Source organism: Allobosea sp. LC85 (genome assembly GCF_000735605.1).
Lineage (GTDB): Bacteria > Pseudomonadota > Alphaproteobacteria > Rhizobiales > Beijerinckiaceae > Allobosea.
Genome location: NZ_JPKG01000056.1, coordinates 16,221 through 41,113 on the forward strand (window position 1 = coordinate 16,221; position 24,893 = coordinate 41,113).

Genomic DNA, 24,893 nt, shown 5'->3' on the forward strand with positions numbered 1-24,893 from the left:
CGTGTTTGACGAAACGGGGCTGAGGGCAAACAGACATGCGGATCATGGTCACGGGCATCCCATCTTACCTGATGCGGACTGTCGAGAGCGTATCGGGAGCAACCGTCAAGCACCGCCCGTATTTCGAGGCGGTGCGAACCAAGAAGGAGCTGATCGACCAGGTCAAGAAGATCGCCAATACCGGCAATTACCTGATCGGCGAAGGCGCAGCCAACAGCGTGCGCGGTCACGATGTCACCTATGTCCCGTTCTGGCATCTGGCGAACAGCGTCAACTCGCCGGAAACCTATGAGAGGCTGAACCAGAGCTTCGACCTGTGCCTGTTCGCCTCGGCCAACCTGCTGCGGCCGGGCTATGCGGCGACGACCGAATCCTTCGTGTTCGAGCGGCTCGACATGCCGATCGTGGTCATGGGCATCGGCATCCAGAAGAAGGAGAACCTCAAAGATGCCCTGCCCGAAGGCACGCGCCGCTTCCTCAACGTGCTCAAGAAGAAGGAGAGTTTCTTCCTGACGCGGGGCCATTTCACCGCCGATTTCCTCAAGGCCGAGGGCATGAAATATGTCCGCCCGACCGGCTGTCCGTCATTGTATTACGAGCCGGCGGCGATGAAGCGCTCGCTCAGCCATCTGGCCGATCCGGACCTCGCCGATTCGCAGAAGATCGCCTTCGGCGGCTATCTCGGCAGCGTGCCGGACACGATCGTCGATGCCCATGCGCTGCTGCGCCAGGACAGCGTCGCGAGCTATGTCGTCCAGGACGAGATCACCGTCTACAACCTGAACATCGTCGCTGACGACGCGACCGAGGCCTATGACCAGGCCGCCGGCCGCATCACCGCCAAGACCGAGTACAAGCACGCCGAGAAATGGCAGCGGAACTGCGAGTTCCGCGTCTTCTTCGACACGCATAAATGGCGCAGCTGGGTCTCGGGGCAGGATTTCTGCTTCGGCCGCCGCTTCCACGGCTCGATCATCGGCATGCAGGCCGGCGTGCCGGCGCTGATGATCGCGGTCGACGACCGCATGCGCGAGATGCTCGAATTCGTGGGCTTCCCCTATATCGAGGCGTCGGTCTGGAACCGCGAGGCGAAGAAGAAGGCCTTCCTGCAGGACTTCCTCTCCAAGATCGACGTGCCGGCGGCGATCCATCGCTACTCCGCCTGCGAGGAGAACTTCAACGCGGCGCTCAAGGATATCGGGATCCGATGATGGGAGACCTCGCGAGCAGAGCCTCGGGACGGAGGCGGAGCTTCAGGCGACCGGCGCTGCTGCGCCGCCTGATCCCGCTCGTTGCGGCGTCGGGTCTCGCGGCCGCCGCCGTCGCCGCGCCGCCTGGTGCGCCGGCGCAGTTCGGCGTCAACCGCGTCAATCTCGCCTGGCTCGACGCCGCCGGCCGGGAGAAGGTGCTGGATCAGATTGCGCAGAGCGGCATCCGGTCGGTGCGGCTCTCCGTGACCAATCCGATCGATGCCAGCATCGACGCGGTCAGGGTCGCCCATCAGAAGGGCCTCGCGGTCCTGCTCGAGGTCTCGCTCAACAATCGCGCCCTCTATCCCGAGGGAACGAAGCCACGCTCCGGCCGCGGCCGCATCTGGGACATGTACCGGCTCTCCGACATCTCGCCCGATCTGTACCGAACGATCGTCGGAGACGTCCTGCAGCGGATCGACCGGTTCGGGGTCCCGCTCGTCGCCGTCGAGCCCGGCAACGAGATCAATTGGGGCGCCTATAACGGCGACCTCGACATCCAGCCCGAGGCGAATGTCCGAACGGCCCGCTCGCTGGCGGATCTGAGCGATCCGGCGGCGCTGGAGCGCGGCGCGGCGAACTATGTACAGCTCCTGCAGGTGACGCGGCAGGAGCTGGCAAAGACGAAGCTGAGCCGCGGCGCCAAGGTCGTCTCGGCCGGGCTCTCCGACATTCCGCCGGCTCATGCCGACCGGCGCGGCATCGACAGCATCGATCCGGCGAGCTTCACTGCGCTCCTGCGCAAGCACGGCCTGGACAAGGCCGCCGACGGCTATGGCATCCACATCTATCCCGGCGGCGACACGTCGCCGTCAGCGCGTCAGCAGCATGTCGACCAGGCGCTCTCGATCTGCCGCACGCGGCCGGAGGAGGGCAAGCCCTGCTGGATCACTGAATGGGGCTATGCCAACACCGCGAAGACCTGTCCCGCCGATGACAGGCGCCGCGAACGTCTGGTCAAGGCGACCCGCGAGCGCTTCTCCGAGCTGATGCGTGCCGGCCGGATCGCCGCCGCTTTCTACTTTGATTGGGACGCGACGACGTATGGAATCTGGCGCTGCGGCGAACTCTCCCCGGCTGGCCGCGCGGCGGTGACGCCGTGAAGCTGAAGACCCTGATCATCGGCGGTTCCAACACCGTCATGCAGCCCGGCTACCTGTCCTCGCTGCTCCAGGTCATGGCGCGGCGCGGCATCGAGCTCGATATCGTCGCGGACCTCGCGGTCGGCGGCACGACCAGTGCATTCGGCCTCTATCAGCTCAAGATCCGCGAGCAGGAGCTCGCCGATTGCGACCTGCTGCTGATCGAATATGCGCTCAACGACGCCTTCGTCTACGGCGACGAGCGGCGCCCGTTCCGGCACTGGGCCCGCTTCTACGAGGGCATCATCCGCTTCGCCCGCGAGCGCAACCCGAACCTGCGGATCGCCACCCTCGTCTTCGGCGCCCGCAACGGCTCGTTCCTGACGGCCGTGCCCTCGATCGACGCCGGGATCGCCTATATCTCGCAATGGTATGGGACGATCTGCGTCGACGTCTCGCGGCTGCTGATGCAGCGCCTCGGGCGCGAGGTGGTCGGCCATCCCAGCTTCTATTCCGATCAGGGCCACTATGCCCGGCCGGTGGCGACGACCGTTGTCGCCAACCTGATCGCGGATGAACTGGATCCGGCGCTTGCCGCGCCGCTGCGCGTTGCTGCGCTGCCGCCCGCGATCGATCCCGAGCATTTCGCCGGCGCCCGCGCGCTCGACGGCGCCTGGCTGGCCAAGCGGCTTGGGCGGCCTGCCGTAGAATACAGCAACCGCCGCTTTTCGGTGGCAGCGATCGATCTCGGACGGGATCGGCTGTGTTTCGACGTCGAAAAGGGCATGCTGCTCGCGCTGAACTATGTCTGCGAGCCTCGCACCCCGCCGCTCGATGTCCAGGCCGGGAATGACATGCATCGTGCTGCGCTGCTCAAGGGCGGCGTGCGCAACGGCACCTACAAATTCCTGGTCTCGATGCTCAGTTTCGAGTTCCTGTACGGTCCGACGCTGCTCGACATGCAGCAGACGCGCGCGCTGGTTCTGTCGGGCGGGACTGCCGCCGCCGAACCCAAGCTGCACGTGCCGAAGGACAGTATCCGGCACGAGACGTTTCCGGGCGAGCCGGTGCTACCGATCGCCGGCGTTCTCTTCACCGGAAACCTCAAGACCTGCGCCATCGAGAGATCCACCGCGCCGCTGATCCGGCCGGCAGACCAGCCTGCCGAAACCTCGCCCGCGCTCGCGGCGCTGGGCTCCTGATCGCCCGGCTCATCTCGGGTCCGGACTATTCCCCTCTTCATGCGCTAGAGCATTTTCGAGCGAAGTGGACACCGGTTCGCGTGAAGAAAATGCGATAAAACAAAGAGCTAGAGCATTTCCGCGATTCGGAGAAACACGGAAATGCTCTAGCGAGCAGACATGCCGATCGCCATTGCCGATGATCCGACGCTCGACGGCGTGCGCTGCCGACGGACGCGTGGCATTTGGACGAGATGGTCGTCTCGCCCCAGGGGCGGCGCGTGGTTTTATGGCGTGCCGTCGACAGCGAGACGTGACAAGGCACCCGAAAAGATCGTCGCGCCCGTATCGGCGCTTCCGACGGCGGCGCGAAACGACGCGAACAGGTCCCGCCCGACGCCCCAATGCGAGGGTTCGAGATCGGCTTCGGCCGGCACGCGCGCGGCCCAATCCGCGGGGTCCACCAGCACGGTCAGCGTGCCCGCGACCGCGTCAACCCGGATCAGGTCGCCGTCGCGGATCCGGGCGATCGGCCCGCCCTCGACGGCCTCAGGCGTGACATGGATGGCGGCGGGAACCTTGCCGGAGGCGCCCGACAGCCGTCCGTCGGTGACCAGCGCCACCTTGAAACCGCGGTCCTGCAGCACGCCGAGCGGCGGCATCAGCTTGTGCAATTCGGGCATGCCATTGGCCCGCGGCCCCTGGAAGCGCACGACCGCGACCAGGTCGCCCGTGAGCTCGCCGGCCTTGAAGGCGGCCTGCAGCGCCTCCTGGCTGTGGAAGATGCGGGCCGGGGCCTCGATGACATGGCGCTCCCTGGCAATGGCCGAGGTCTTGATCACGGCCCGGCCGAGATCGCCGGTCAGAACCGTGAGCCCGCCGGTCGGCTGGAAGGGGGTTCTGGCGCCGCGCAGCACCGTCTCATCCCCGCTGCGATCAGTGCCGTCGCGCCAGGTCAGCGCACCGTCGGTGCCGAGCGCGGGCTCCTGGACATAGGCGTCGAGCCCGCTGCCCCAGACCGTCTCGACATCGCGATGCAGCAGCCCTGCCCCGAGCAATTCGCGAATGACGAAGCCCATGCCGCCGGCAGCATGAAAGTGGTTCACGTCGGCCTTGCCGTTCGGATAGATCCTTGTGAGCAGCGGCGTCGTTTCGGCGAGGTCGGAGAAATCGTCCCAGGTCAGCTGGATGCCCGCCGCCGCCGCCATCGCGACGAGATGCATGGTGTGGTTGGTCGAGCCGCCGGTGGCATGAAGGCCGACCACGCCATTGACGAAGGCGCGCTCGTCCAGCATCCGCCCCACCGGCGTATAGTCGTTGCCGAGCGCGGTGATCGCCATCGCCCGCTCGGTGGCCGCCCGGGTCAGGGCCTCGCGCAGCGGCGTGTTGGGATTGACGAAGGAGGCGCCCGGCAGGTGCAGCCCCATGATCTCCATCACCATCTGGTTGGTGTTGGCGGTGCCGTAGAAGGTGCAGGTGCCGGGGCCGTGATAGGATTGCGCCTCGGCCTCGAGCAGCGCCTCGCGGTCGACCTTGCCCTCGGCGAAAAGCTGGCGCGCCTTCGCCTTGTCGTCATTGGACAGGCCAGACGTCATCGGGCCGGCCGGGATGAACACCGCCGGCAGGTGGCCGAAGGAAAGCGCGCCGATGATCAGGCCAGGGACGATCTTGTCGCAGATGCCGAGGAACACGGCCGCATCGAAGCTCTGGTGCGACAGGGCAACCGCGGTCGACAGCGCAATGACGTCGCGCGAGAACAGCGACAGCTCCATGCCGGCCTCGCCCTGGGTGATGCCGTCGCACATGGCGGGTACGCCGCCGGCGACCTGCGCGACCCCGCCTGCCGCCCGCGCCGTGGCGCGGATCAGCTCGGGGAAGCGCTCATAGGGCTGATGCGCCGAGAGCATGTCGTTATAGGCGGTGACGATGGCGAGATTGGCGCCCGCGCCGGAGCGCAGCATCGCCTTGTCGCCTGGCGCACAGGCGGCAAAGCCATGTGCCTGGTTGGCACAGCCGAGCCGCTGGCGGCGCGGTCCGGCTTCCGCGGCTGCGGCAAGCCGGTCGAGATAGCGCCGGCGCGTGTCGTGGGAGCGTCGGGCGATGCGTTCCGTCACCTCGCCGAGGCGGGCATCGAGGCTCGGATTGCTGGCTTGGCCGGTCATCGGGACCTCCTGGCTCGGTTGGAATGCGCTACGAACACGGCATGGTCAGGGCATGCGAACTCTCATGCGTCGCCCGTCGCCAGAGCATGCTGCAAAAAGGTGGCCACGGTTTTTCGCAGCATGCTCTAAACGTGATCGGGGCACGGCCATCCCGACGTCGACGCCATGCCCGACCGTGATCGGCGCTGCTCGCGGCGCGCGCCGCCGAGACAATGCTGATCTGCAATCCGCCCTCACGCGCTGCTGGTTGCAGGAGGACGGAACTGGCCACGATACTGATTGGGCGTCAGGCGGATGCGCTGCTTGAACGCCTTGCGGAAAGCGGCGACGTCTTGATAGCCGCAGCGCGCGGCAATCTCGTCTGCCGAGAGGGCGCTGCCTTCGAGGAGCGTCTTGGCGCGCTCCAGCCGAAGGCTCTGGACATATTGCGCGGGGGTCTGCTGCAGTCCTTCCTGAAACCTGCGCAACAACGTGCGTGGGCTTGCCCGGCAATGCCGGGCCAGATCGGCGACACTGATCGGCTGGTCCAGTCGCTGGTTGAGCCAGGTGCGCGCCTGGACGAACAGCGCATCCGTGGGCTGGTCGATGAGCACCCTGGCGACATAGGGCGTCTGGCTCTGCCGCCCCATGTCGACCAGCAGGATCTTGGCACATTGACTGCGCAGCTTGGCGCCCGCGAAATGCTGCACGAGCCACAAGGCCAGATCGTAATAGGCGGCCACGCCTCCTGCCGAGACGCAGTTGCCATCATGGATCAAGGCGCTTTCGGCGCTCATCCGGACATCCGGGAAGAGACGCGCGAACTCGGCTCCGAGCCACCAGCTCGTCGTCGCCTTGCGCTGATCCAACGCACCTGAGGCGCCGATCAGAAACACCCCCGAGCATGTACCGAGCACCAGCCGCCCCGCCGCTGCGAAGCGGGCAATACAGTGCTGCTCCGCGACGAGGTCGACAAGGATATGCTCGATGCCGGGCTTGTTCGGGTGCGCGATGCCCGGAACGATCAAGGCGTCGAGCTCATCGGGATGAGCCGTGACGGTCCGTATCGTGAAGCCACTCGCGGTTTCGCGCGTGCCCCCTTCAGCGGCGACGAAGACGGGTTCGAACCGGATGCGAGGCCCATTTTTGTGGCGCTGCGCCAGGCCATCGCAGACGCGGAAGACATCGAGCGGGATCGCCAGCCCCGCTTCCCCGCACTTTTCAAAGACCAGAATGCCGACCTTGATGTCTTGCATGGCCTGTTCGATGCGCGTGGCGGATTGGAACATAAAATTGTCAGATCGGACAATTGTCGATTTCCGCGGACAAGGCAAGATCAGGCACTCCTCCTCCTCCTCCTCCTCCTCCTCCTCCTCCCTTGGACCGACACCATGACCGCCCTGCCCGCCTTGCCTGCCTTGACCGTCTTGCCTGCCTTGCCCGCCTTCGTCCTTGCCCTCACCGCTCTCCTGCTCAAGGCGACAGTGCTCAGCCTCGTCCAGGTCGTTGCACGGGCGCGTTCCAGAGCGTTCCTGACACCGGAAGATGCGCGCTTGTTCCGCGTCGCGCCCGCTGCACTGGAAGCACCCTTCGTCGTTCGCTGCGGCAATGTCTGGCGCAACGATGTCGAGAACATTCCGTTGTTTCTGGCTGCCGCGCTCGCGTTCACGCTGCTCGGCGGCGACGCCCGGAGCGCGACCTGGCTGTTCGGCAGCTATGTGGCGATCAGAATTCTGCACACCGCGATCTATCTGCGCGGTCTCCAGCCGTGGCGCGCCGTGGCCTATCTGACAAGCATGGCCGTGCTTTGGGCGATCATCCTCAACAGCCTGACACTGCTTCCGTAGGGGCAGATTGGAATACAGACACCATCTCGCGCGAATAGCCTGCGGCCGGGAATGGCTTGCGAGTGCAAGGCCCGGCTGCCTTGTCCTGAGCGGTTGATGCCGTTGGGTGCGTGGGTTCTCCGTCCCGAAAAGGTCGAGTGGCCGAGCTGGCGTGTTTCCGAAAGAGGTCACGAAGCCCAATGGGCAGCCCTTCCCAGCACGTTTTTCGGCTGCCACCTCCCCCCAATTGACATCCGCACAAGTCAGGTTCTTTTTGCGCCAGAAGGCGGATGGGGCGAGCGCTTGGCTGGGCCATGCGGTCGGTTGTTCCGTCGTGGCGGATCGCGCCCTGTCCGGGGTGATCCGCAAAACGTCTGTCGGCGCGTGAGCCGATCCGGTCGTAGCCTACCCGGTCAAAACAAGGAACGCTCGTGAAGACCATCGTTATCTCCGGCGGATTGGACTCCGTCACGCTTGCCCACAAGGTCGCCGCCGAAAGAACCCTCACCCGCCTCGTGTCGTTCGACGACGGCCAACGCCACAAGAAGGAGCTGGACGATGTGCGGAGCTGCGCCTCGCGCCTCGGCGTGCCCCACGACGTCGTCGATATCACCGCGGCCGGACGCCTCCTGACCGGATCGGCGACCAGCGGTGGACCGGTCCGTCCATGAAGGGGCGCATTCGCATCAGCGAAATCTTCGGTCCGACGATCCAGGGCGAGGGTCCGTTGATCGGACGCCCGACGGTGTTCGTGCGCACGGGCGGTTGCGACTATCGCTGCCGCTGGTGCGATACGCTCCATGCGGTGCTGCGCGAATACCGGGACGAATGGACATTGATGACGCCGACCGAGATCCTGGCGCAGGTCGAGGATTTGGCCGGGTCCGTGCCGGTGCTTGTATCGCTGTCGGGCGGCAATCCGGCTCTGCAGCCTCTGGCGTCGCTTATCGCGCTAGGACACCAGAAGGGGTACACCTTCGCCCTGGAAACCCAAGGCAGCGTGCCGCAGCCGTGGTTTGCCGCGCTCGAATGGCTGATGCTCAGCCCGAAGCCGCCGTCTTCCGGGATGGCAACGGACTGGCAGGCCCTTGACGAATGCATCACGGCGGGGGCGCGCGGACCGCGATGCGTCCTCAAGTTGGCTGTGTTTGACGACGACGACTATGCCTATGCCCGGCTCGTTGCGAAGCGCTATCCGGCCCTGCCGATTTACCTTCAAGTCGGAAATCCTGCCCCGTCGATGACTCATGCAGGTCCGGGCAGCGAGGAGGCCGACATCCCCGATTTGATGCAGCGCTTCCGCTGGCTTGTCGACAAGGTCGCGGCGGATCGCTGGTTCACGGCGACGGTCCTGCCGCAATTGCACGTACTGGCCTGGGGTCATAGACGCGGCATCTGACGGGTTCACCTGAATGCTGCAGCCAGCGCGAACGCTGGCCGGTTCTCGCCGATCCGTTTCACGCTCGGTGTCCCCAAAAAAGCGTTGAATGACCGGGGCGGCAATGATTCCAAGGGGTTGTCGAAGCCTCTTGGAACCTGCGAAGTCTCTTGGAACCTGCGAAGCCTCTTGGAACCTGCGATGCGGACCCCAACCACTCGGCGACAGCACAGCCGCATTGGCCTGCGATGCGAAGCGGATTTGACCGACGCCGAATGGGCAGTGCTGGAGCCGCTCTTGCCCGAGCTGCACCGGGTGGGAGGCCTCGCGTCGTGACGGCAATCAGGGCCGCGTCACGGCCATTGTCGCTTCGCAGTCCAGGGCCTGGACGTCACGCCCGATCGAGGCGACGGCGACGATCCTGCCATTCCTCTTGTACCCGACCATGCAGTCGCGCCTGGCGATGTCGCCGTCGATCTCGACGGCGTCCCACGAGCGGGCGTAGCCGACATAACGGATCGACACATCGTAATGCGCGCTCCAGAAAAACGGCACGCTCACGAAGGGCTGGCGCAAGCCAAGCATGTTTTCGGCGGCCACCTGTCCCTGGCGTTGGGCGACGACCCAGTGCTCGACGCGCCGCGATTCCGCGCTGTTCCGATCATGCCACTGGGCGGCATCGCCGGCCGCGAAAATTCCGGCCACGCTCGTCTCCAGGAACTCATTGACCAGGATGCCCTCGTCGATGGCGATACCGGCCTCTGCCGCCAATGCCACGCGCGGCTTCACCCCGACGCCGACCACGACGAGATCGGCATCGAGTTCCCGGCCATCGCCCAGCGCGACGCTCCGCTGGGCGATGCGCCGGGCGGTTGTCCCGAGATGGAAGACGACGCCGTGCTCCTCGTGAAGGGACTGGATGAACGCGCCGAGTTCGGGTCCGAGGACCGCTTCGAGCGGATAAGCCCCCGGGGCCACGACATGGACCGCGATGCCGCGGCCGCGCAGGGCTGCGGCAACTTCCAGCCCGATGAAGCCAGCGCCCAGGACGACAGCCGTCTTCGCATTCCGGGCGTGGTCGATGATCGCGCGGCTGTCAGCAAGAGAGCGCAGCACGAAAACATGCGCATGATCGGCGCCGGGGATCGGCAGGCGCACCGGCTCGGCCCCGGTGGCCAGAAGCAGACGGTCGAATGGAAAGGCGCGTCCATCGGCGGCGACGACCGTGTGGGCGTCGACATCGATGCGCGCGACGGTTGCCCGCAAGTGCAGGTCGATCGTGTTCTCGGCATAGAATTCGGCCGACCGGAGCGGAATCCACGCCTCTTCGGCCGTGCCGGCAAGATAATCCTTTGACAGGTTGGGACGGTCGTAAGGCGCGTCGCCGTCGGAACTGAGCATGGTCACCTGCCCGGCATAATGGCGTCGACGAAGCATTTCGGCAGCGGCGAATCCGGCCGCGCCGCCGCCCACGATGACCACGCGCTCCGGAGAGCCAGGCGCGCTGCCTGGCTGAGGCTTCGCCGCGAGCTCATCGATCGCGATCTTGCCCGTCACCAAGATCTTGCCCGTCACCAAAACGCGGTCGCCCCGGCGCTCGACTTTCCAGCACGCCAACGGGTCGAAGGCCGGCGCGCCGAGTGCTTCTCCGGTGCGAAGACTGAAGCAGGCATGATGCCACGGACAGCGGACCGTCTCGCCGACCACGATCCCATGCGCCAATGGCCCACCGTAATGGGTGCATGATCCGCTCACCGCCAGCACGTCGTCGCCGACGCGGGCCAGAACCACCGTCTCGCGGCCGACATGGCCCTGAAGCAGCGCCGTGTCGTCGAATGTCGCGGCCGGTACGCCGAGGGTGAGGTCGGGGCCGGACTCCTGATCTCCCTGCGAAGCCATCCTGGCTCTCCTCCACGACCGTGCCGGTCGAGCCGATGCTTTGTTCGAGCATCGGCTTTGCCCCAAAAGCCGCGATCCACTTTTCGGTCCGATGCTGTTAGACGCTGCGGCCCGCAATAGGTTCCCATCCGCGTCCACGGGCCTGTTCTTCGCCCTGCACGTCCACCGGCGTGGAGGTCGCGCGACGTTTCACGCCCACCACACCCGCATCGCCACCAAACGCATGCCGGGGATTTTCGAGAAGGATGCCGATCCCAGGCGCAAATTCCTGTTCTCGATCGGCATCTGACGGCCGTGCGGCAAAACCGACGGGTCGGCAGGCTCGCGTCAGCTCAACGATGCTTCAGGACGGAGCGCTCGATCGCCCTGCATCGATGGAAGCTTGCCATTCGTGATGCACGCGCCATATCGATCGTGTGAGCATCGTTTCTCGCAACGTGGTCGATGTCACGCTGGTCTGGATCAGCGCGTGGCTGGACTACGTTGCGACGCCGTGGTTTCTCTATCAAACCATTATCATCATATCCCTTTTCCTGGCGGCGAAGCTCGGGGCGCGGCGTCTCGAACCGCTCCTGGAGAACCGGGCACGCCAGATCAAGGGGCATCCCGGACTGTTGCGGGTCATCGTCGCGCTGTTACGGCGCACAGACTGGATCCTTTTCTCGGTCTTCCTGTTTGTCGCGCTCATCCTCATGCGCAGCCTCACCTGGCCAAGCCGGGCGCATTTCATCGCCATCGCGCTTTCATTGTCCCTGGCGTGGCTGTTTGCATCGGTCCTGTCGCGGATTATCCGCAACCGTCTGGTCGGGCGCACCCTCGGCTGGTTTGCCTGGACCTATGCTGCCCTTGTCATCCTGGGCATCAACGACGAAGCGGCGGCTTTCCTCGACAGCCTCGCCTTGCCTTTGGGCGTGATTCGCCTTTCCGCTCTCACGGTGCTGAAAGCGGCATTGCTGCTTATCGCGACCGTCTGGCTGGCCGTCGTCGTCGGCAAATATCTCGACGAGCGTGTCCAGAGCTCCGAAGAACTGACACCATCGATCCGCGTCCTGGTTGGCAAGGTCGCAAAGATCGGCCTGGTGGTGGTGGCCGCTGCCATCGCTCTTTCTTCCGTCGGTGTCGACCTGACGGCTCTGACGGTATTTTCCGGCGCTGTCGGCGTCGGCCTGGGTTTCGGGCTGCAAAAGGTCGTTTCAAATTTCGTCTCGGGCGTGATCATCCTTCTCGATAAGTCGATCAAGCCGGGCGACACGATTTCGCTTGAAGGCACGTTCGGCTGGATACGCGAGTTGCGGGCGCGGTTTGTTTCGGTGGTGACGCGTGATGGCCGCGAATACCTGATCCCGAACGAGGACTTCATCACCCAAAGGGTCATCAATTGGTCGTTCAGCGACAACCTTGTGCGACTCGACGTGAATTTCGGGGTCTCTTATGACGCCGACCCGCACAAGGTGAGCCAATTGGCGATCGAGGCGGCCATGAGCGTTGCCCGGGTCGAAGCGGACCGGCGGCCGGTCTGCTGGCTTACGAATTTCGGCGAGTCCTCGCTGGATTTCGTCCTGCGCTTCTGGATCCACGACCCTCAACAAGGACTGACAAATGTGCGTGGCAGGGTGCTGCTCGCCTTGTGGGACATCTTCAAGGAAAACGGAATCAGCATCCCCTATCCGCATCGCGAGATCATCATGAAGCAGGATGGACAGGCGCTGGACCAGGCGGATCTTGGGCGCAACCAAAGCGCGAAGATCGGTTAGATCATCGGACCGGACATCGTATCCGGCCCTTCGCCATGTGCTGGCTTAAGCGGTTCTGCTGGCTCAAGCGGCTCCTGGCTCAAGCGGTTCGGAAGCACCGTCGCAAGACGCCCGACACGGCGCCTCGCCAATTCGCGGTCCGCGCGATCGGGTCGACCGCCGTGGTGAAAAGCCGGAGAATCAAGGCGCGGCGCTGGGCGGCGTTCGGCTCCAGACGCAATGCGATCTCACCGCTGCGGTGCTCCCTTGCGAAGGCGCGGATCCAGCCTGCAGTGTCGACCCAGACCTGAAGCGGCCGGGTTCGATCAAGGTCATGCGGCAGCTGGGCGAGCTGAATGGTCGCGCCTTCCATGCCCATCGTCGAGAGCGTGCAGCGGACGGTGCCGATGTCCGTCCTCAATGCGCTCGGCTCGGCGATACGAAACTCATCGGCCTGGCGCGGCCGCTCGAAGCAGATCACAAAGGCGACGAAGGTGATCAGCATCGCGACGCCGGCCCAGAGCAGGTTGAAGTAATCGAGTGGCGACACTTCGCTGGCGCCGGAGGGGGAAACGAACGACCAGATGATCGAGCCGGCCGAAAGCAGCGAGATGGCGCCGAACCATGCCGCCATGGTCCAGCGCACCGACGAGATCGAACGATCCCCACCTTTGTCGGTGACCTTGAAGGGGCGCCCGAACGGCCGGACGGTCGCCGACAGCAGCGTCAAGGTGACCGCCAGCGCAGTGATGGCGTGCGTCACTTCCATGAACAGGGGAAGCGTGCGCTGACCCGACACCCAACCGCTATAGATCCAGAGTGCCAGGAGCGCAGGCACGCCGTAGCGAAGGAAGGACAGGTAGTCGGCGTGGAACGCGGGTATATCGAAGAACCAGTATATCGACGGCGCGATCAACATCAAAACGATGAAGGGCTTGCACAGCCAGTTCAGAACGCCATGCAGATAATGCAGACGTTGCATCAATGTGTAATTCTTGCCCAGGAAAGGGCCGGTCTTCAGGAGCGCAACCTGGATCGTACCGAGGCACCATCGGGTCCGCTGCGTGATGTATTCAGGCAATCCCTCGGCCGATAGCCCCGCGCTCAGCCGCTCGTTGAGCCAGTGCGTCTCATACCCGTCCCGCATCAGCGTGTATGTCAGGTTGATGTCCTCACAGATGGCGTCATGCGGAAAACCACCCGCCGCCGTGACCCGGTCGCGCCGCACGACGAAGGAGGTGCCGACGCAGAAGGCGCACCCCCATGCGTCCTTGGCCGGCTGAAACACGTCAAAGAAGATGCGTTGATCGTCGACCCAGGCGTCCGCGCTCATCAGGTTGTGCTGGATCGGGTCGGCGTTGAAGAAGAACTGCGGTGTCTGCACCACGGCGGCACGCTCATCGCGGAACAGCCCGACCACCCGTCGCAGAATCGTCGGATTCACCGCAAAATCGGCGTCCAGGACGAGAATCAGCGGCGCGTTCGTGCGTCCGGCGGTGTGGACGAGCGCTTTGTTGAGATTGCCGGCCTTGGCGCCTGCATTGTCCGGTCGCGTCAGATAGTTCGCGCCGAGCTCGGCACAGTAATCCTTCAGCCAGGCGCGTCGCGTGTCGTCGCAAACCCAGACCGTGAAGCTGGGATAATCGATGGCCAGCGCCGCGACGATCGACTTCTCGACGACGTCGAGCGGTTCGCTGTAGGTGCAGATGAAGACGTCGACCGCCGGCCAGTCGCCGCTTTCGCGAAGCCGGGCTTCCTCCCGATCGGCTTCCCCCGAACGGTTCTTGAACCGAACCAGAATGATGATCGACATCAGCGTGTAGAGGATGGCCGTAAATTCGAAGGCCAGGAACAGGTACGGCCAGACCTGCTCGACGCTCGGCTCCAGAGGCGGCAAGGTCTCCTGCCAGCGCCAGGCGGCATAGCCCAGGATGAACAGCGCAGCCGTGCCGCCGAACAGCGCGCGCGCAGTGGCATGGGCGCGGTCGAGCAATCCCGTCATGGTCAGAAGGCCGAGAAGAATGCCGAGATCGGTCAGCAGGACGGAGGTGGCATCTGGCGGCGGTGGGAACATGTCGCCTACTCCACGGACTGCCCGGTGAAGGGGTTCCAGCCGAGCGCTGCGAGCACGCCCCAGGCGGTGGCGCCGATATGGGGCCGCCGGTAGTAGAAGAAATCGGGCTCGGTGCTCGCCGGGCCGATCGCGATGCCGGTCGTGATGCGCGGCTCGCGGCTCGCAAACAGCAATCCGGATGGCGAGATGTCGACCGCCAGTCCGTCGAGCAGCTTTGCGGCCGCCGTGGCCTGCCCGAGCGCGCGCAGGGTCAGCGCCGCCTGCGCCGTCCCTTCGACCCAGAGGCCATCGCGATCCTCGTTGAAATCGAACCCTCCTGGCACGGCCAGATTGCGCTGTGCAAAGGCCATCGCCCGACGCCAGGCGTCTGGCGGGTCGGCGACGCCGATCAGCGGCCAGAGCTGCGTGTCGAGCGCCAGATGATCTGTCGGCTGCAACCGGCCGTCCGGCTGGGTTCCCAGGCGGAACAGCCCCGGGTCGGGCACGAAGACCGCGTCGAGGAAGCCGCGCGCGATCCGGGCCATGTCTGCATCGGCCGATCGGCCCTCCAGGCGGCTCAGCCAGGCCGCGACAGCGTGAACATCGAGATTGTGCTCGGTCGATTTCCAGCTCAGCGTCGTCTGGGACGGATCGAACCCGTCGACGCCGCCGGAATACCCGGTCGGCTCGCGCGGATCGTAGGCATGCGCCTGGATCCAGCCGAGCAGGCGCGCGGCACCGTCCCGGTAGGCGCGCTGCCCGGTTGCCTGGTCGAGGGTGAGGAGGGCGAGCGCGGCCCAGGCGACGTTTCCCGTCGCGGTTCCGTCCTGATAGCTGTCCTCCGCCCAGAGCTTTTGCCCTGCGTCCCACCAGCCCGGCAGGGCCGGCGGTCCGGCACCGAGCGCTCCGGCCCGATAGGCGTTGCGGAGGCGGCCATCATGGAAGCTGCGATCATGAGCGAGGGCGTGAAGAAGCGCATCGCCGATCCGTCGCGCCCGGCCGACATCCCCGCAGGCGGTCAGAGCGATGGCGACCAGTGCGTTGTCATAGGTGAACGCGGACTGTCGCAGGGCCGGCACGAGTTCCGTCTCGGCCGGGCCTGGACGATAGCTGGTCAGGAAGAGCGGCTGGTTGCCGCTGTCCTGCGCGTCGACGGCCGCCACGAGAGCAGCACAGAGCGGAGCGGCGACAGCGTGCCGGGGTGCGGCCGCCGAGGCCGCCCCGGCTGCCAGCAGCACGGCAGCCGCCATGGCGCGAAGACACCAGGTCAACATGCCGCTCCGGCCGCGTCGTCGGGTTTCGCGGCGTTGTGCCCGCTGTCACGGTTCGGCTTTGGCGGGGCGATCCAGGACGCCAGCTTGCGAAAGCCGGTCGAGACGGCTTCGGCTGTCCTGGCGGCGCCGCTGGAAACAGAAAGCCAAACCTGTTTCGCTTCATCGGATGTCACGGCACGGACCACCCCTCGCGACGTCGCCTCGGCCGCCCCGACGACTGTCGACGACGTGGCGTCCCAGAGGGCGGCGGCCCGAGGGCCTGAAAGCCCATCCGTCACCGTCCTCCAGGCGACCGAGGCGGACGGTACCCAGCCATTGGCACGCGTGACGGTGACCCATTGTCCAATCGAGCAGATGTCGGATTGGACATCCCCGCGCCGGTCCGCTGCGGGTACGGCGGCCTCAGGCGGATCAAGACTGACCAGGACATACATCTCCCGCCGTTCCGTCTGCGGAAACGGAACTGCATATTGCTCGTCGGTCTTGTCGCTGGCTTTTGGCAGGATTTCGCTGATCGTGCCCTGGCGGTTTGCGCCTGCGGTCGCGCCGGTGACGCTGACCCGGGTGCCGACGGCCAGAGCCTGGGCTTTCCGGTAGGAGAATATCGCCACGACGAAAGCCTTGTCGCAATCGGTGATCGTCGCGATCGCGTCGCCGGCCTTGACGTGACGCCCGGCCGTGCTGCCGAGGCTGAGGATCGAGCCGCCATTCGCCGCCACGATCGCCGCGTTGGTCAAGTTCTCGAGCCGGTCCTTCTCGGCAGCGAGAAGGCTCTGCTGAGCCGCGAGGCTCGATGTGATCTGCGTCTCCTCGATCTCCATGCGTTGGGCATCATAGGCGATATCTCGCCGCTTCTGGGCGAGGATGGCGAGGCCGCTGAGCTCATTCCCGACGAAGATCCCGCTTCTGACACCGTTGAGCTGCGCGATCTTCTGGTCGAGCTTGGCGACCTCCGCTTCCCCTTCAAAGCGAGCCGCTTCGTATTGCCGCTGGGTTGGACGGACGAGATCCAGGCTGGCGACGTTGCGGGCGACCAGCGATTGCTGGCGATCGACCACAGCCTTCTTGGCAAGCCCGCCGGCCTCTGCCGCCGCGACGCGGGCGCGGGCCTCGTGGATTTCGGCTTCCAGACGTCGCGTTGTCTGGTCGACCTGCTTCAGGATTTCGGCATCGAGCGCGGCGATGTACTGGCGATCTGCGTCCTTCTTTTCGGTGGCGGCCAGAAGGGCCCCCTGAAGCTCTTCAGCCTTGCTTTCCAGCGTGATCAGGGTCGTGCGGTCGACACGTCGGTTTTCGACATGGGCGACAGGCTCGCCCGGCTGCATGTGCTGGCCCACCTGGCCGGTCATCTGCCTCAGCTCGCCGTTGATCGGAGCGGTGAGGAGCGTGATCGGCGCATTGATGACGGCCCGGTCCGATTGATCGGCCAGAATCGGCGGCAAGGTCGCCGTGGTCATCAGGAGCGCCAGAACGGTTGCGACCGAGTAAGCGGATATCCGGATCAGGCGCGAGTGGTTTCTCTGGCGCTTTGCATTCGCCGCGGCAGCAGACTGCGAGTCAGCGGGGGGGCCGATTTCCTGTGTCATCCATGCCTCCTGAGGCTGAATCCTTTTCATGGTCCCAGCGTGCCTTTCCCGGCGCACAAGTCTCCCCAACGAACCAGCGAGCGATGGGTTCCATATTTTTGCGGCGCCGCAGCAAGGACATTTGTGCAGCGCAGCTTGACGGAGGCGCGATGACAGCCGGCGCCGGCGCCTGTCGCCGGCGACGACGAGGTTGATAAGACCTCGATGATACCGGTCGCCCCGGGCCGTGCGGTCGCGGAGCGCAGGCATTCCCGAACACGCACTCGCCTGGTGGATGCTGGCGCTGAAACTGCGCCGGCCTCGGGCCTATCGATCGAGTTTCCCGAAAGCGGACCTGCAGGAGCATCGGACCGGAAAGTGGAATCCGGTTTTCGGGCAAATCCGATGCTCAAACAAAGAGATAGATCGCCCACCCTGCGTCCCAACGGACGCACGGCGATCCAGGCGCCAGGAAAGGGCCACAGACGCCCGTCGCTCGTCCGGGGAAAACGCACCGTGAGCGACATTCGGCGCCTGCCGGAAAGCGGACACTCGTCAATCGCCACAACAATACCGGTTCACGATCGTGAAATCGCCGGGCCGTCGCCACGCCCGGAAACGGCCGACCCATTGGGCCTCTCGCCGGCGACATCTTGCGCCGGCGACATCTTGCCTGCGAAACGTGTTCAGCCCTGACAGGAGCCCTACAAGTCGGCAATCGGCCCCGTGCCCTGGCGGAACGTTCTTTCATGCCCCCTCGTCCGCGATGCGGACCCGCGTTCGATCTGGACGGAGAGGCTGAAGTCAAGCGCGCCAGAGCAGCGGCCGTTGAAGGTGATCTTCCCTTCCCCATGATCGCCGCTGAAGCTGCAGGTGAGCGACTGGCTGGACCCAGCGGGGCGTTGATCCTGCGCCCAGGCTGGCGATGTCGCGGTCAAGACGAGGGCCACCGCAAATGCCTTATCGGTAAGGGCGTGTCGCATCGGACTTTCCTCCCGTCGGCTAAAAGCATCGGCCCGAAAAGTGGATTGCGGTTTTCGGGGCAAAGCCGATGCAAACACAAAAAGGTCAGATCATCGGACCGGATACGAATTCCGGTCCGATGATCCAAACGTGGGAGAGCGCAGAATGCTCAGGTCGGCGTGAAGAATTCTGTTGCTCGGCCTCCACCGGATGACCGGGATCCCTCACCCGAAGAGCAGCGCCTCTCTCACTTGCCCATGTCGCCACTTGCCCAAGACGTCACTTGCTCATGACGTCACTTGCTCATGACGGGCCAAACTTAGCACGGCGGTCGCCCGCCATGCCACAGATCCGTCTGCTCGGTAGAGGGGCAGTCGCTTCGACCAGCGCGACGATATCGCCGATCTCCCAAAGCCGATCCGGAACGCCAGCCGCCATTGCCGGCGACGTCCGCGGCTACCAGGAGAACCGACGTCGGAGATCGAAACCACGGATCGCTCGCCATCCTTGCGTGCCGGGTACGCCAAGACCTGACCTTGGCTCAGCGACCGTGATTGGGTTGGTCGCCTTTCGCCTGGAAGGCGCGATGATAGAAGGGCGCATGGACATGCGCTTTACCCTCTGTGGGCCCTTCTCGTTCCGGCAGGAGATCAAGAAGAGCCGCTTCCTTGCGACTGCCGGCCCCATTGCGGATGAAGCAGCGGCCAAGGCGTTTATCGCGGCTCAGTCCGATCCGGCTGCCCATCACAATTGCTGGGCGTGGCGTTGCGGGCCGAGCTACCGGTTCAACGATGACGGAGAACCGAGCGGCACCGCGGGAAAGCCGATTCTCGCTGCCATCGACGGGCAGGCGCTCGATGGCGTCGCCGTTGTCGTGACGCGCTGGTTTGGCGGGGTCCTGCTCGGCAGTGGCGGATTGATCCGCGCTTATGGCGGCACGGCCGCCTTATGCCTGCGCGAGGCCGAGAAGACGGCGCTGATCGAGGCTGCCTCGGCGATGATCACCTGTGCCTTCGGCGACCTGGCGCGCGTTCACGCGCGTCTTGCCGATCGACCGGGGGTGCAGGTGAATGATCAGGTCTTCACGGACACCGGCGCCGTGCTGTCGGTATCCGTTCCAAAGCGCGAGGCCGATGGGGTCTCCCAGCTGGTGAGGGATGTCACCAGCGGACGCGCGGTGATCAGCTGGAACGAATAGGGTCTCGACCTCCGTGCGGACGCGAGCTCGGCGCCATCGCGTCAGCATGAGATTGGCGACAGATCGCTCCGTCTGCACATCAAGCGATCTCCGCTTCGACCGATGCCGGGCGTTACTCAGCCGCGAGCCCCGCAGTCGACGGCCTGTCTCCCTATCGTCGCTTGAGCGCGTCCATAAGGGCGGCACCCAGAGCACCCTGGGTTTCCTTCTGTGGTGTCCGCGGCGGCCCTGCCCGGCCGACGTTGCCCTTGCCAGCACGAGCATCGTTGCGCCCGTTCTCACGCTGCCCCTTCGAGGCCTCGGAGCCCGCGTCGCTACGCATGGAAAGCGAGATGCGCTTGCGCTTGATGTCGACCTCCAGCACACGCACCTTCACGACGTCGCCGACCTTCACCACCTCGTGCGCATCCCTTACGAAGCGCTCGGCAAGTTGCGAGACGTGGACGAGCCCATCCTGATGGACGCCGATGTCAACGAAGGCACCGAAGGCGGCAACGTTCGTCACCGTGCCCTCCAGCATCATCCCGGTTTCGAGGTCCTTCATGTCGTCGACGCCGTCCGCGAAGGCCGCGGTCTTGAAGGCAGGGCGCGGGTCGCGGCCTGGCTTGTCGAGTTCGGCGATGATGTCGCGCACGGTCGGCAAGCCGAAGCGATCGTCGACGAAGGCGCGAGGATCGAGCCTGGACAGTTCGGCGCTATCACCCATCAGGGAGCGCAGGTCACGCCCGCAGGCAGCGACGATCTTGCGGGCGACGCCATAGGCTTCCGGATGGACCGATGAGGCGTCGAGCGGCTCGGATCCATCCCGGATGCGCAGGAAGCCGGCGCATTGCTCGAAGGTCCGAGGTCCGAGCCTGGCAACGGCGAGCAATTGGCGGCGCGTGCCGAACGGTCCGTTGGCATCGCGATGCGCGACGATCGCTTCGGCAAGCGCAGCGCCGAGCCCCGATACCCGCGCCAGCAGAGAGGCCGAAGCGGTGTTGAGGTCGACCCCGACCGCGTTCACGGCGTCCTCGACCATGGCATCGAGCGCGCGGGCGAGATGGTACTGATCGACATCGTGCTGATACTGACCGACGCCGATCGACTTCGGATCGATCTTGACGAGTTCCGCCAGCGGGTCCTGCAAGCGCCGGGCGATGGAAACGGCGCCGCGCAGCGTGACGTCGAGGCCCGGGAACTCGGCGGCGGCCCGTTCCGAGGCGGAATAAACCGAGGCCCCGGCCTCCGATACGACCACCTTGATCGGCTTGGGCGGCGGTAGATCGCCCAGCATCTCCGCGACCAGCTTCTCGGTCTCGCGACTGCCCGTACCGTTGCCGATGGCGACGAGTTCGACGCCGTGCCTGCGGATGAGGCTCGCAAGCTCGGCCTGCGTGCCGCGAACATCGTTTCTCGGCTGGAAGGGATAGACGGTCGTGGTGGCAAGCAGCTTGCCGGTGCCATCGACCACCGCCACCTTCACACCGGTACGGATGCCCGGATCGAGACCCATGGTCGCTCTCGATCCGGCAGGTGCTGCCAGGAGCAGATTCTTGAGGTTGCGGGCGAAGACATTGATCGCCTCGGCTTCCGCCTTCATCCGCAGATCGGTCATCAGGTCAACCGAGAGGTGAAGCGAGAGCTTCACCCGCCAGGTCCAGCCGACGACCTCCATCAGCCAGGCATCGCCCGGCAAACTTTCGCCGATGGCGTAGGTCTCGGCGATCATGCGCATCACCGGCTTGACCGGACGCGGATCAGCCTTATCGGCCTCGATGTCGAGCGTCAGTATGTCCTCGTTCCGGCCCCGCAGCATGGCCAGCGCACGGTGGCTTGGCACGTTGGCCCAGCGCTCGGTGTGATCGAAATAGTCGGAGAATTTGGCACCCGCCTCCTCCTTTCCTTCGATCACCTTCGCACGCAAATCCGCCTTCTGACGGAGATAGCCGCGGAGACGACCGAGCAGCTCAGCATTCTGGGCGAACTGCTCCGACAGGATGTCCCGAGCTCCTTCCAGCGCGCTCTTGGTTTCGGGCACATCGTCGGTGAGGTAGGCCGCCGCCAGCTCGGCCGGCACCGCCTTGCGATCGGCAAGGATCGCGTCGGCGAGTGGCCCGAGGCCGCGCTCACGAGCAATCTCTGCCCTGTTGCGGCGCTTGGGCTTGAAGGGAAGATAGATGTCCTCCAGCTCCGCCTTGGTCGTGGCGGCAGCGATGGAGGCCTCGAGTTCAAGCGTGAGCTTTTCCTGCTGGCGAATGGCCTCGAGGATGGTGCCGCGTCGGCCTTCCAGCTCGCGCAGATAGATCAGCCGTTCGCCGAGCTGGCGCAGTTGGGTGTCGTCGAGTCCCCCGGTGGCCTCCTTGCGATAGCGCGCGATGAAGGGAATGGTCGCACCCTCGTCGATCAGTGCGATGGCGGCGGCTGCCTGCGGCAGGCGCGCGCCGATCTCGGCGGCGATGCGGGATGCGATGGCGGAGTTGTCGGACATTCAGAACACTGGAACCGTTGCTGGAACAGAAATGATAGTTGGCGGCCATTCAGGTGCCTAGGCGATGCAGCATCCGCACCGATCATGCCTCTTTCATAGCACCGCTCTCGATCACCTCCATCCCGCACCGACGGTCCCGTCCGGAACCGGACGCTCGCCGCTCCATGCTTACCCCGAGCGGTTCGGGCCATCTCCGGTCTCATTGGAATGCGAGGCCTGAGCCGACACCCGCGCTGCGCAAACGCCAAGCCGACGAAGGGGGCTGGCAGAGGCGCGATTCGACGTCTACGTCCCCCGTGCCTTCGTTCTCACATCGTGGCCGTGGCTCGGCCCTGGCTTCCCGTCGCGCCGCCGCGGAGCGCCCGCTCAGCCGATCAGCGTGTCGCCATGAGCCCGCGCGGTGCGGATTGCGGCCGCAACGTCGGAGCGATCCGGTAGCCTCGCCAGGCTGGCGGCCATCTGAGAGCCACTCAACCTGCCAGCATGCAATCCGCCAAGCTGTAGCAGTGGCTCGCCTGATAGGCGTTCCGACCCCGGTTCATGTGCGTCAGATTGAAAGTCCGAATGGCACCCAGGATGCGGCGAGCCGCAAGGAAACGGCGGATCGAGGCGGAGCTCCGCACATTGATGCCGAACATATCTGCGCCGCGCGGGAAGAAATAGCTGACATCTTCTGGCGCCGTGACGCAGTGTTGGAGAAAAGGTTCGTCCACATGGCTCTGTGCGGGTGAATGGTCCGTGGTGAAATCCGAAAGATGCACCAAGAATCTCGCACGGATGCCCTCGCCGTCCGCATAGATTGTGAAAAGCTCCATCCAGCTCGCATTAACGCGGACGAGCGGCTTGTCGGACGTCGAGGGCAGACAAGAAACCGACCAGTAGTGACGCTCGCTCTTGCGCGGGATGGGGATGCAGTTTTGGCCGTAGAGCCTGAGAATCTCCAGAACGTCTTGTGCCTGCGGGCGACGAAGCAGCTTTTGAAATCTCGTGACGTACTTGAACCGCAGTTCGAGGGACTCCGAGCGCTCGTCGGCGTCGCACAAGTCGATCCTGCCCTCTATCCAATTGCGCTGCTGCTCAAGATCCAGAAATTGGCGCAGGCCGGTGGTGCCGCGGCGAGGAGTCGTGCTCACGTCAGGTGCCATGCGAGATCCATCTGTGCCGGCCATTGCGGGGATTCTGCCAGATCATGGATCAGTCTCAGGACAATACATGACCGTAGCTGACGTCGGCGCGAATCCCGAAGGTGGCTATTGCCGATCACGCGGCTTCCTCGTTGCGCCCAACCGTCCAGTGAGATTGTTGGCTTGCTCTCCCGCGTTTGCCCGGGGCGAGTGGCTGTCGGCAAACGGGAGACCGAAACCGGGCCGCCGACGGCACTAGCTTCTCACATCGATGCCGCAGTGCGCCATAAGCAGACATCCGGCGAGGATGATACCCTTCATGGTCTATCCCTGATCCTTGAGGAGACGCTCGACGCAGGTCGCCAGCGAGCCGCGCCATGCGGGAAGCGTAACGCCGTGCCGCGCGGCGAGCTTGCCGCAGTCGAGCCGTGAATTGGCCGGCCTCTGCGCTGGCGTCGGGTAATCCGTCGTGGCGATGCGTTTGACCGCGACCGGCTTGCCGCCGAGCCGCTCCCGCTCTGCGAAGATCGCCTCGGCGACATCGGCCCAGACCGCTTCGCCCGCAGCGCTCATGTGAAAGATGCCGCGCAGCGTCTCGTCCTGGGGGCGGGCGACCAGATTGTGCGCCACCGCCAGGACGGCGTCGGCGATGTCGAGCGCGCTGGTCGGGCAGCCCTGCTGGTCCGCGACCACGCCGACCTCGTCGCAGGTTTCGGCCAGGCGCAGCATGGTCTTGACGAAATTCTTGCCGAAGGGGCTGTAGATCCAGGCCGTGCGCAGGATCGCGTGGTTGTCCGAGGCGGCCGCGACCGCCCGCTCGCCGGCCAGCTTGCTGGCACCATAGGCTGAGATCGGCCCGGTCGCGTCGTCCTCGCGATAGGGCCGGTCGAGCGCCCCGTCGAAGACGTAGTCGGTCGAGATCTGGATAACGGGGACGCCAAGTGCGGCAGCCGCGCGCGCCGCTTCACCCGCCGCCTCGCCGTTGACGCGCATGGCGAGGTCGGGTTCGCTCTCAGCCTGGTCAACCGCCGTATAGGCCGCCGCATTGACGATGACATGGGGCCTGGCCGCGCGCAGCGCTGGCGCGACCATTTTGGGGATGGCGAGATCCAGATCCGGGCGGCGGAGCGCGACGACTTCAACACCGGCCGGCACGCGCTCCAGCATGGCGCGGACGACCTGGCCGGTCCAACCGGTGACGACGATGCGCAGACCCATCAGTCGAAAAACCGCAGCATCTCGGCGAGCCGCGGATGCTCAAGCCGCGGATGCTTGCGATCCTTGTCGGAGAGGGTCAGCGAGGTCAGGGGCAGACCCCCGTCGATGCCGAGGGCCGGATCATCGAAGGCGAGCCTATGATCGTTCTCGAGCGCGTAGGGCGTGGTGACCTTGTAGAGCATTTCGGTGTCCGGCTCGGGTGTGACGAAGGGCATTGTCATGTCTGGATGGCGCCTTTGGCAATGTGATTTTGGCGATGCTTGAGCTTTGCGGGTCGGGTGCAGTCACGTCTCCGGCCTGTTTGCGCGGCACGATATGACCGCTGGCCCTGATGTTGTCCGCTTGAACCGATCCCAATCACGTTGACGCGCTGTTGATGCGCAAGACACAAACGCCCGTCGCTCGTCCGGGGAAAACGCGCCGGGAGCGGACGCTGCCTCGACGCCTGAAAGCGGACGCGACGCGGATCAAAGCTCGCCCGGTGTCTACGGAACGAGCAGATGCACAAGCGATGACGGATTCACGAGGGCCGCTTTCC

The 24,893-nt window shown here is 65.1% G+C and carries 18 protein-coding genes and 3 pseudogenes; 11 read left to right on the forward strand and 10 right to left on the reverse strand.

Annotated elements, in window-relative coordinates:
• Positions 1-35 precede the first annotated feature (35 nt).
• The 4 genes and pseudogenes from FG93_RS24620 to FG93_RS33680 form a co-directional block, all read left to right on the forward strand.
• Positions 36-1,211, forward strand: a complete 1,176-nt coding sequence (locus tag FG93_RS24620) for a polysaccharide pyruvyl transferase family protein (RefSeq protein ID WP_043239773.1) — start codon at positions 36-38, stop codon at positions 1,209-1,211.
• Positions 1,208-2,353, forward strand: a complete 1,146-nt coding sequence (locus FG93_RS24625; RefSeq protein WP_244448726.1) for a glycoside hydrolase — start codon at positions 1,208-1,210, stop codon at positions 2,351-2,353. The genes FG93_RS24620 and FG93_RS24625 overlap by 4 nt, the downstream gene beginning before the upstream one ends.
• Positions 2,350-3,534 carry an SGNH/GDSL hydrolase family protein gene (locus tag FG93_RS24630; protein WP_052514159.1) on the forward strand — a complete coding sequence of 395 codons (1,185 nt, stop codon included), beginning with the start codon at positions 2,350-2,352 and terminating at the stop codon, positions 3,532-3,534. Before FG93_RS24625 ends, FG93_RS24630 begins: the two co-directional genes overlap by 4 nt.
• Before the next feature lie 191 nt (positions 3,535-3,725).
• A pseudogene (locus FG93_RS33680) lies at positions 3,726-3,824 on the forward strand (IS6 family transposase); the annotation flags it as partial.
• On the opposite strand, the gene edd reads toward FG93_RS33680, so the two are convergent.
• Together edd and FG93_RS24640 are read right to left on the reverse strand one after the other, a co-directional pair.
• Positions 3,801-5,675: a phosphogluconate dehydratase gene (edd, locus tag FG93_RS24635; protein ID WP_043239775.1), complete on the reverse strand. Its 1,875-nt coding sequence runs from the start codon at positions 5,673-5,675 to the stop codon at positions 3,801-3,803. The pseudogene FG93_RS33680 and the gene edd sit on opposite strands and share 24 nt — an antisense overlap.
• Positions 5,676-5,908: 233 nt before the next feature.
• On the reverse strand, positions 5,909-6,943 hold the full coding sequence (locus FG93_RS24640) for a GlxA family transcriptional regulator (RefSeq protein ID WP_043239777.1): 1,035 nt from the start codon (positions 6,941-6,943) through the stop codon (positions 5,909-5,911).
• Between the two features lie 102 nt (positions 6,944-7,045).
• Here FG93_RS24640 and FG93_RS32595 point away from each other — a divergent pair, with 102 nt between their 5' ends.
• From FG93_RS32595 to FG93_RS32035, 4 genes and pseudogenes are all read left to right on the forward strand, one after another.
• A complete protein-coding gene (locus FG93_RS32595) occupies positions 7,046-7,501 on the forward strand; it encodes an MAPEG family protein (protein WP_052514160.1) in 456 nt (151 codons plus the stop codon).
• Positions 7,502-7,911: 410 nt separating this feature from the next.
• Positions 7,912-8,124: pseudogene (locus tag FG93_RS24650) on the forward strand (7-cyano-7-deazaguanine synthase); the annotation flags it as partial.
• Positions 8,125-8,147: 23 nt separating this feature from the next.
• Positions 8,148-8,879 (forward strand): 7-carboxy-7-deazaguanine synthase QueE, encoded by a 732-nt coding sequence (gene queE / locus FG93_RS24655; protein WP_043239779.1) that lies wholly within the window; start codon positions 8,148-8,150, stop codon positions 8,877-8,879.
• 180 nt (positions 8,880-9,059) lie between these two features.
• Positions 9,060-9,161: pseudogene (locus FG93_RS32035) on the forward strand (IS5/IS1182 family transposase); the annotation flags it as partial.
• Between the two features lie 39 nt (positions 9,162-9,200).
• On the opposite strand, the gene FG93_RS24660 reads toward FG93_RS32035, so the two are convergent.
• Positions 9,201-10,757: an FAD-dependent oxidoreductase gene (locus FG93_RS24660; protein WP_043239781.1), complete on the reverse strand. Its 1,557-nt coding sequence runs from the start codon at positions 10,755-10,757 to the stop codon at positions 9,201-9,203.
• Between the two features lie 40 nt (positions 10,758-10,797).
• On the opposite strand from FG93_RS24660, the gene FG93_RS24665 reads away from it, so the two are divergent.
• Entirely contained in the window at positions 10,798-11,046 is a 249-nt protein-coding gene (locus tag FG93_RS24665; RefSeq protein ID WP_152579611.1) for a hypothetical protein, read from the forward strand.
• Between the two features lie 133 nt (positions 11,047-11,179).
• On the forward strand, positions 11,180-12,511 hold the full coding sequence (locus FG93_RS24670) for a mechanosensitive ion channel family protein (protein WP_152579616.1): 1,332 nt from the start codon (positions 11,180-11,182) through the stop codon (positions 12,509-12,511).
• 79 nt (positions 12,512-12,590) lie between these two features.
• On the opposite strand, the gene FG93_RS24675 is transcribed toward FG93_RS24670, so the two are convergent.
• Genes FG93_RS24675 through FG93_RS24685 form a run of 3 tightly spaced genes read right to left on the reverse strand, consistent with a single transcriptional unit; the run spans position 12,591 to position 17,403 of the window.
• Positions 12,591-14,564: a glycosyltransferase gene (locus tag FG93_RS24675; protein WP_043239785.1), complete on the reverse strand. Its 1,974-nt coding sequence runs from the start codon at positions 14,562-14,564 to the stop codon at positions 12,591-12,593.
• Positions 14,565-14,569: 5 nt separating this feature from the next.
• On the reverse strand, positions 14,570-15,817 hold the full coding sequence (locus FG93_RS24680; RefSeq protein WP_043239786.1) for a hypothetical protein: 1,248 nt from the start codon (positions 15,815-15,817) through the stop codon (positions 14,570-14,572).
• A complete protein-coding gene (locus FG93_RS24685; RefSeq protein ID WP_052514162.1) occupies positions 15,811-17,403 on the reverse strand; it encodes an HlyD family efflux transporter periplasmic adaptor subunit in 1,593 nt (530 codons plus the stop codon). Before FG93_RS24685 ends, FG93_RS24680 begins: the two co-directional genes overlap by 7 nt.
• Before the next feature lie 1,549 nt (positions 17,404-18,952).
• Here FG93_RS24685 and FG93_RS24695 point away from each other — a divergent pair.
• The gene (locus FG93_RS24695; protein ID WP_244448727.1) at positions 18,953-19,543 is read left to right on the forward strand and encodes a YigZ family protein; all 591 of its coding nucleotides are present in this window, start codon (positions 18,953-18,955) and stop codon (positions 19,541-19,543) included.
• 151 nt (positions 19,544-19,694) lie between these two features.
• On the opposite strand, the gene FG93_RS24700 is transcribed toward FG93_RS24695, so the two are convergent.
• From FG93_RS24700 to FG93_RS24715, 4 genes are all read right to left on the reverse strand, one after another.
• Entirely contained in the window at positions 19,695-22,013 is a 2,319-nt protein-coding gene (locus FG93_RS24700) for a Tex family protein (RefSeq protein ID WP_043239789.1), read from the reverse strand.
• Between the two features lie 470 nt (positions 22,014-22,483).
• On the reverse strand, positions 22,484-23,158 hold the full coding sequence (locus FG93_RS24705) for a hypothetical protein (protein ID WP_043239791.1): 675 nt from the start codon (positions 23,156-23,158) through the stop codon (positions 22,484-22,486).
• A gap of 303 nt (positions 23,159-23,461) precedes the next feature.
• Positions 23,462-24,355, reverse strand: coding sequence for a dTDP-4-dehydrorhamnose reductase (gene rfbD, locus FG93_RS24710; protein ID WP_081881826.1), 894 nt, complete (start codon positions 24,353-24,355; stop codon positions 23,462-23,464).
• Complete coding sequence (locus FG93_RS24715; protein ID WP_081881828.1) at positions 24,355-24,576, reverse strand: dTDP-4-dehydrorhamnose 3,5-epimerase family protein; 222 nt, start codon at positions 24,574-24,576, stop codon at positions 24,355-24,357. Before FG93_RS24715 ends, rfbD begins: the two co-directional genes overlap by 1 nt.
• Between the last annotated feature and the right edge of the window lie 317 nt (positions 24,577-24,893).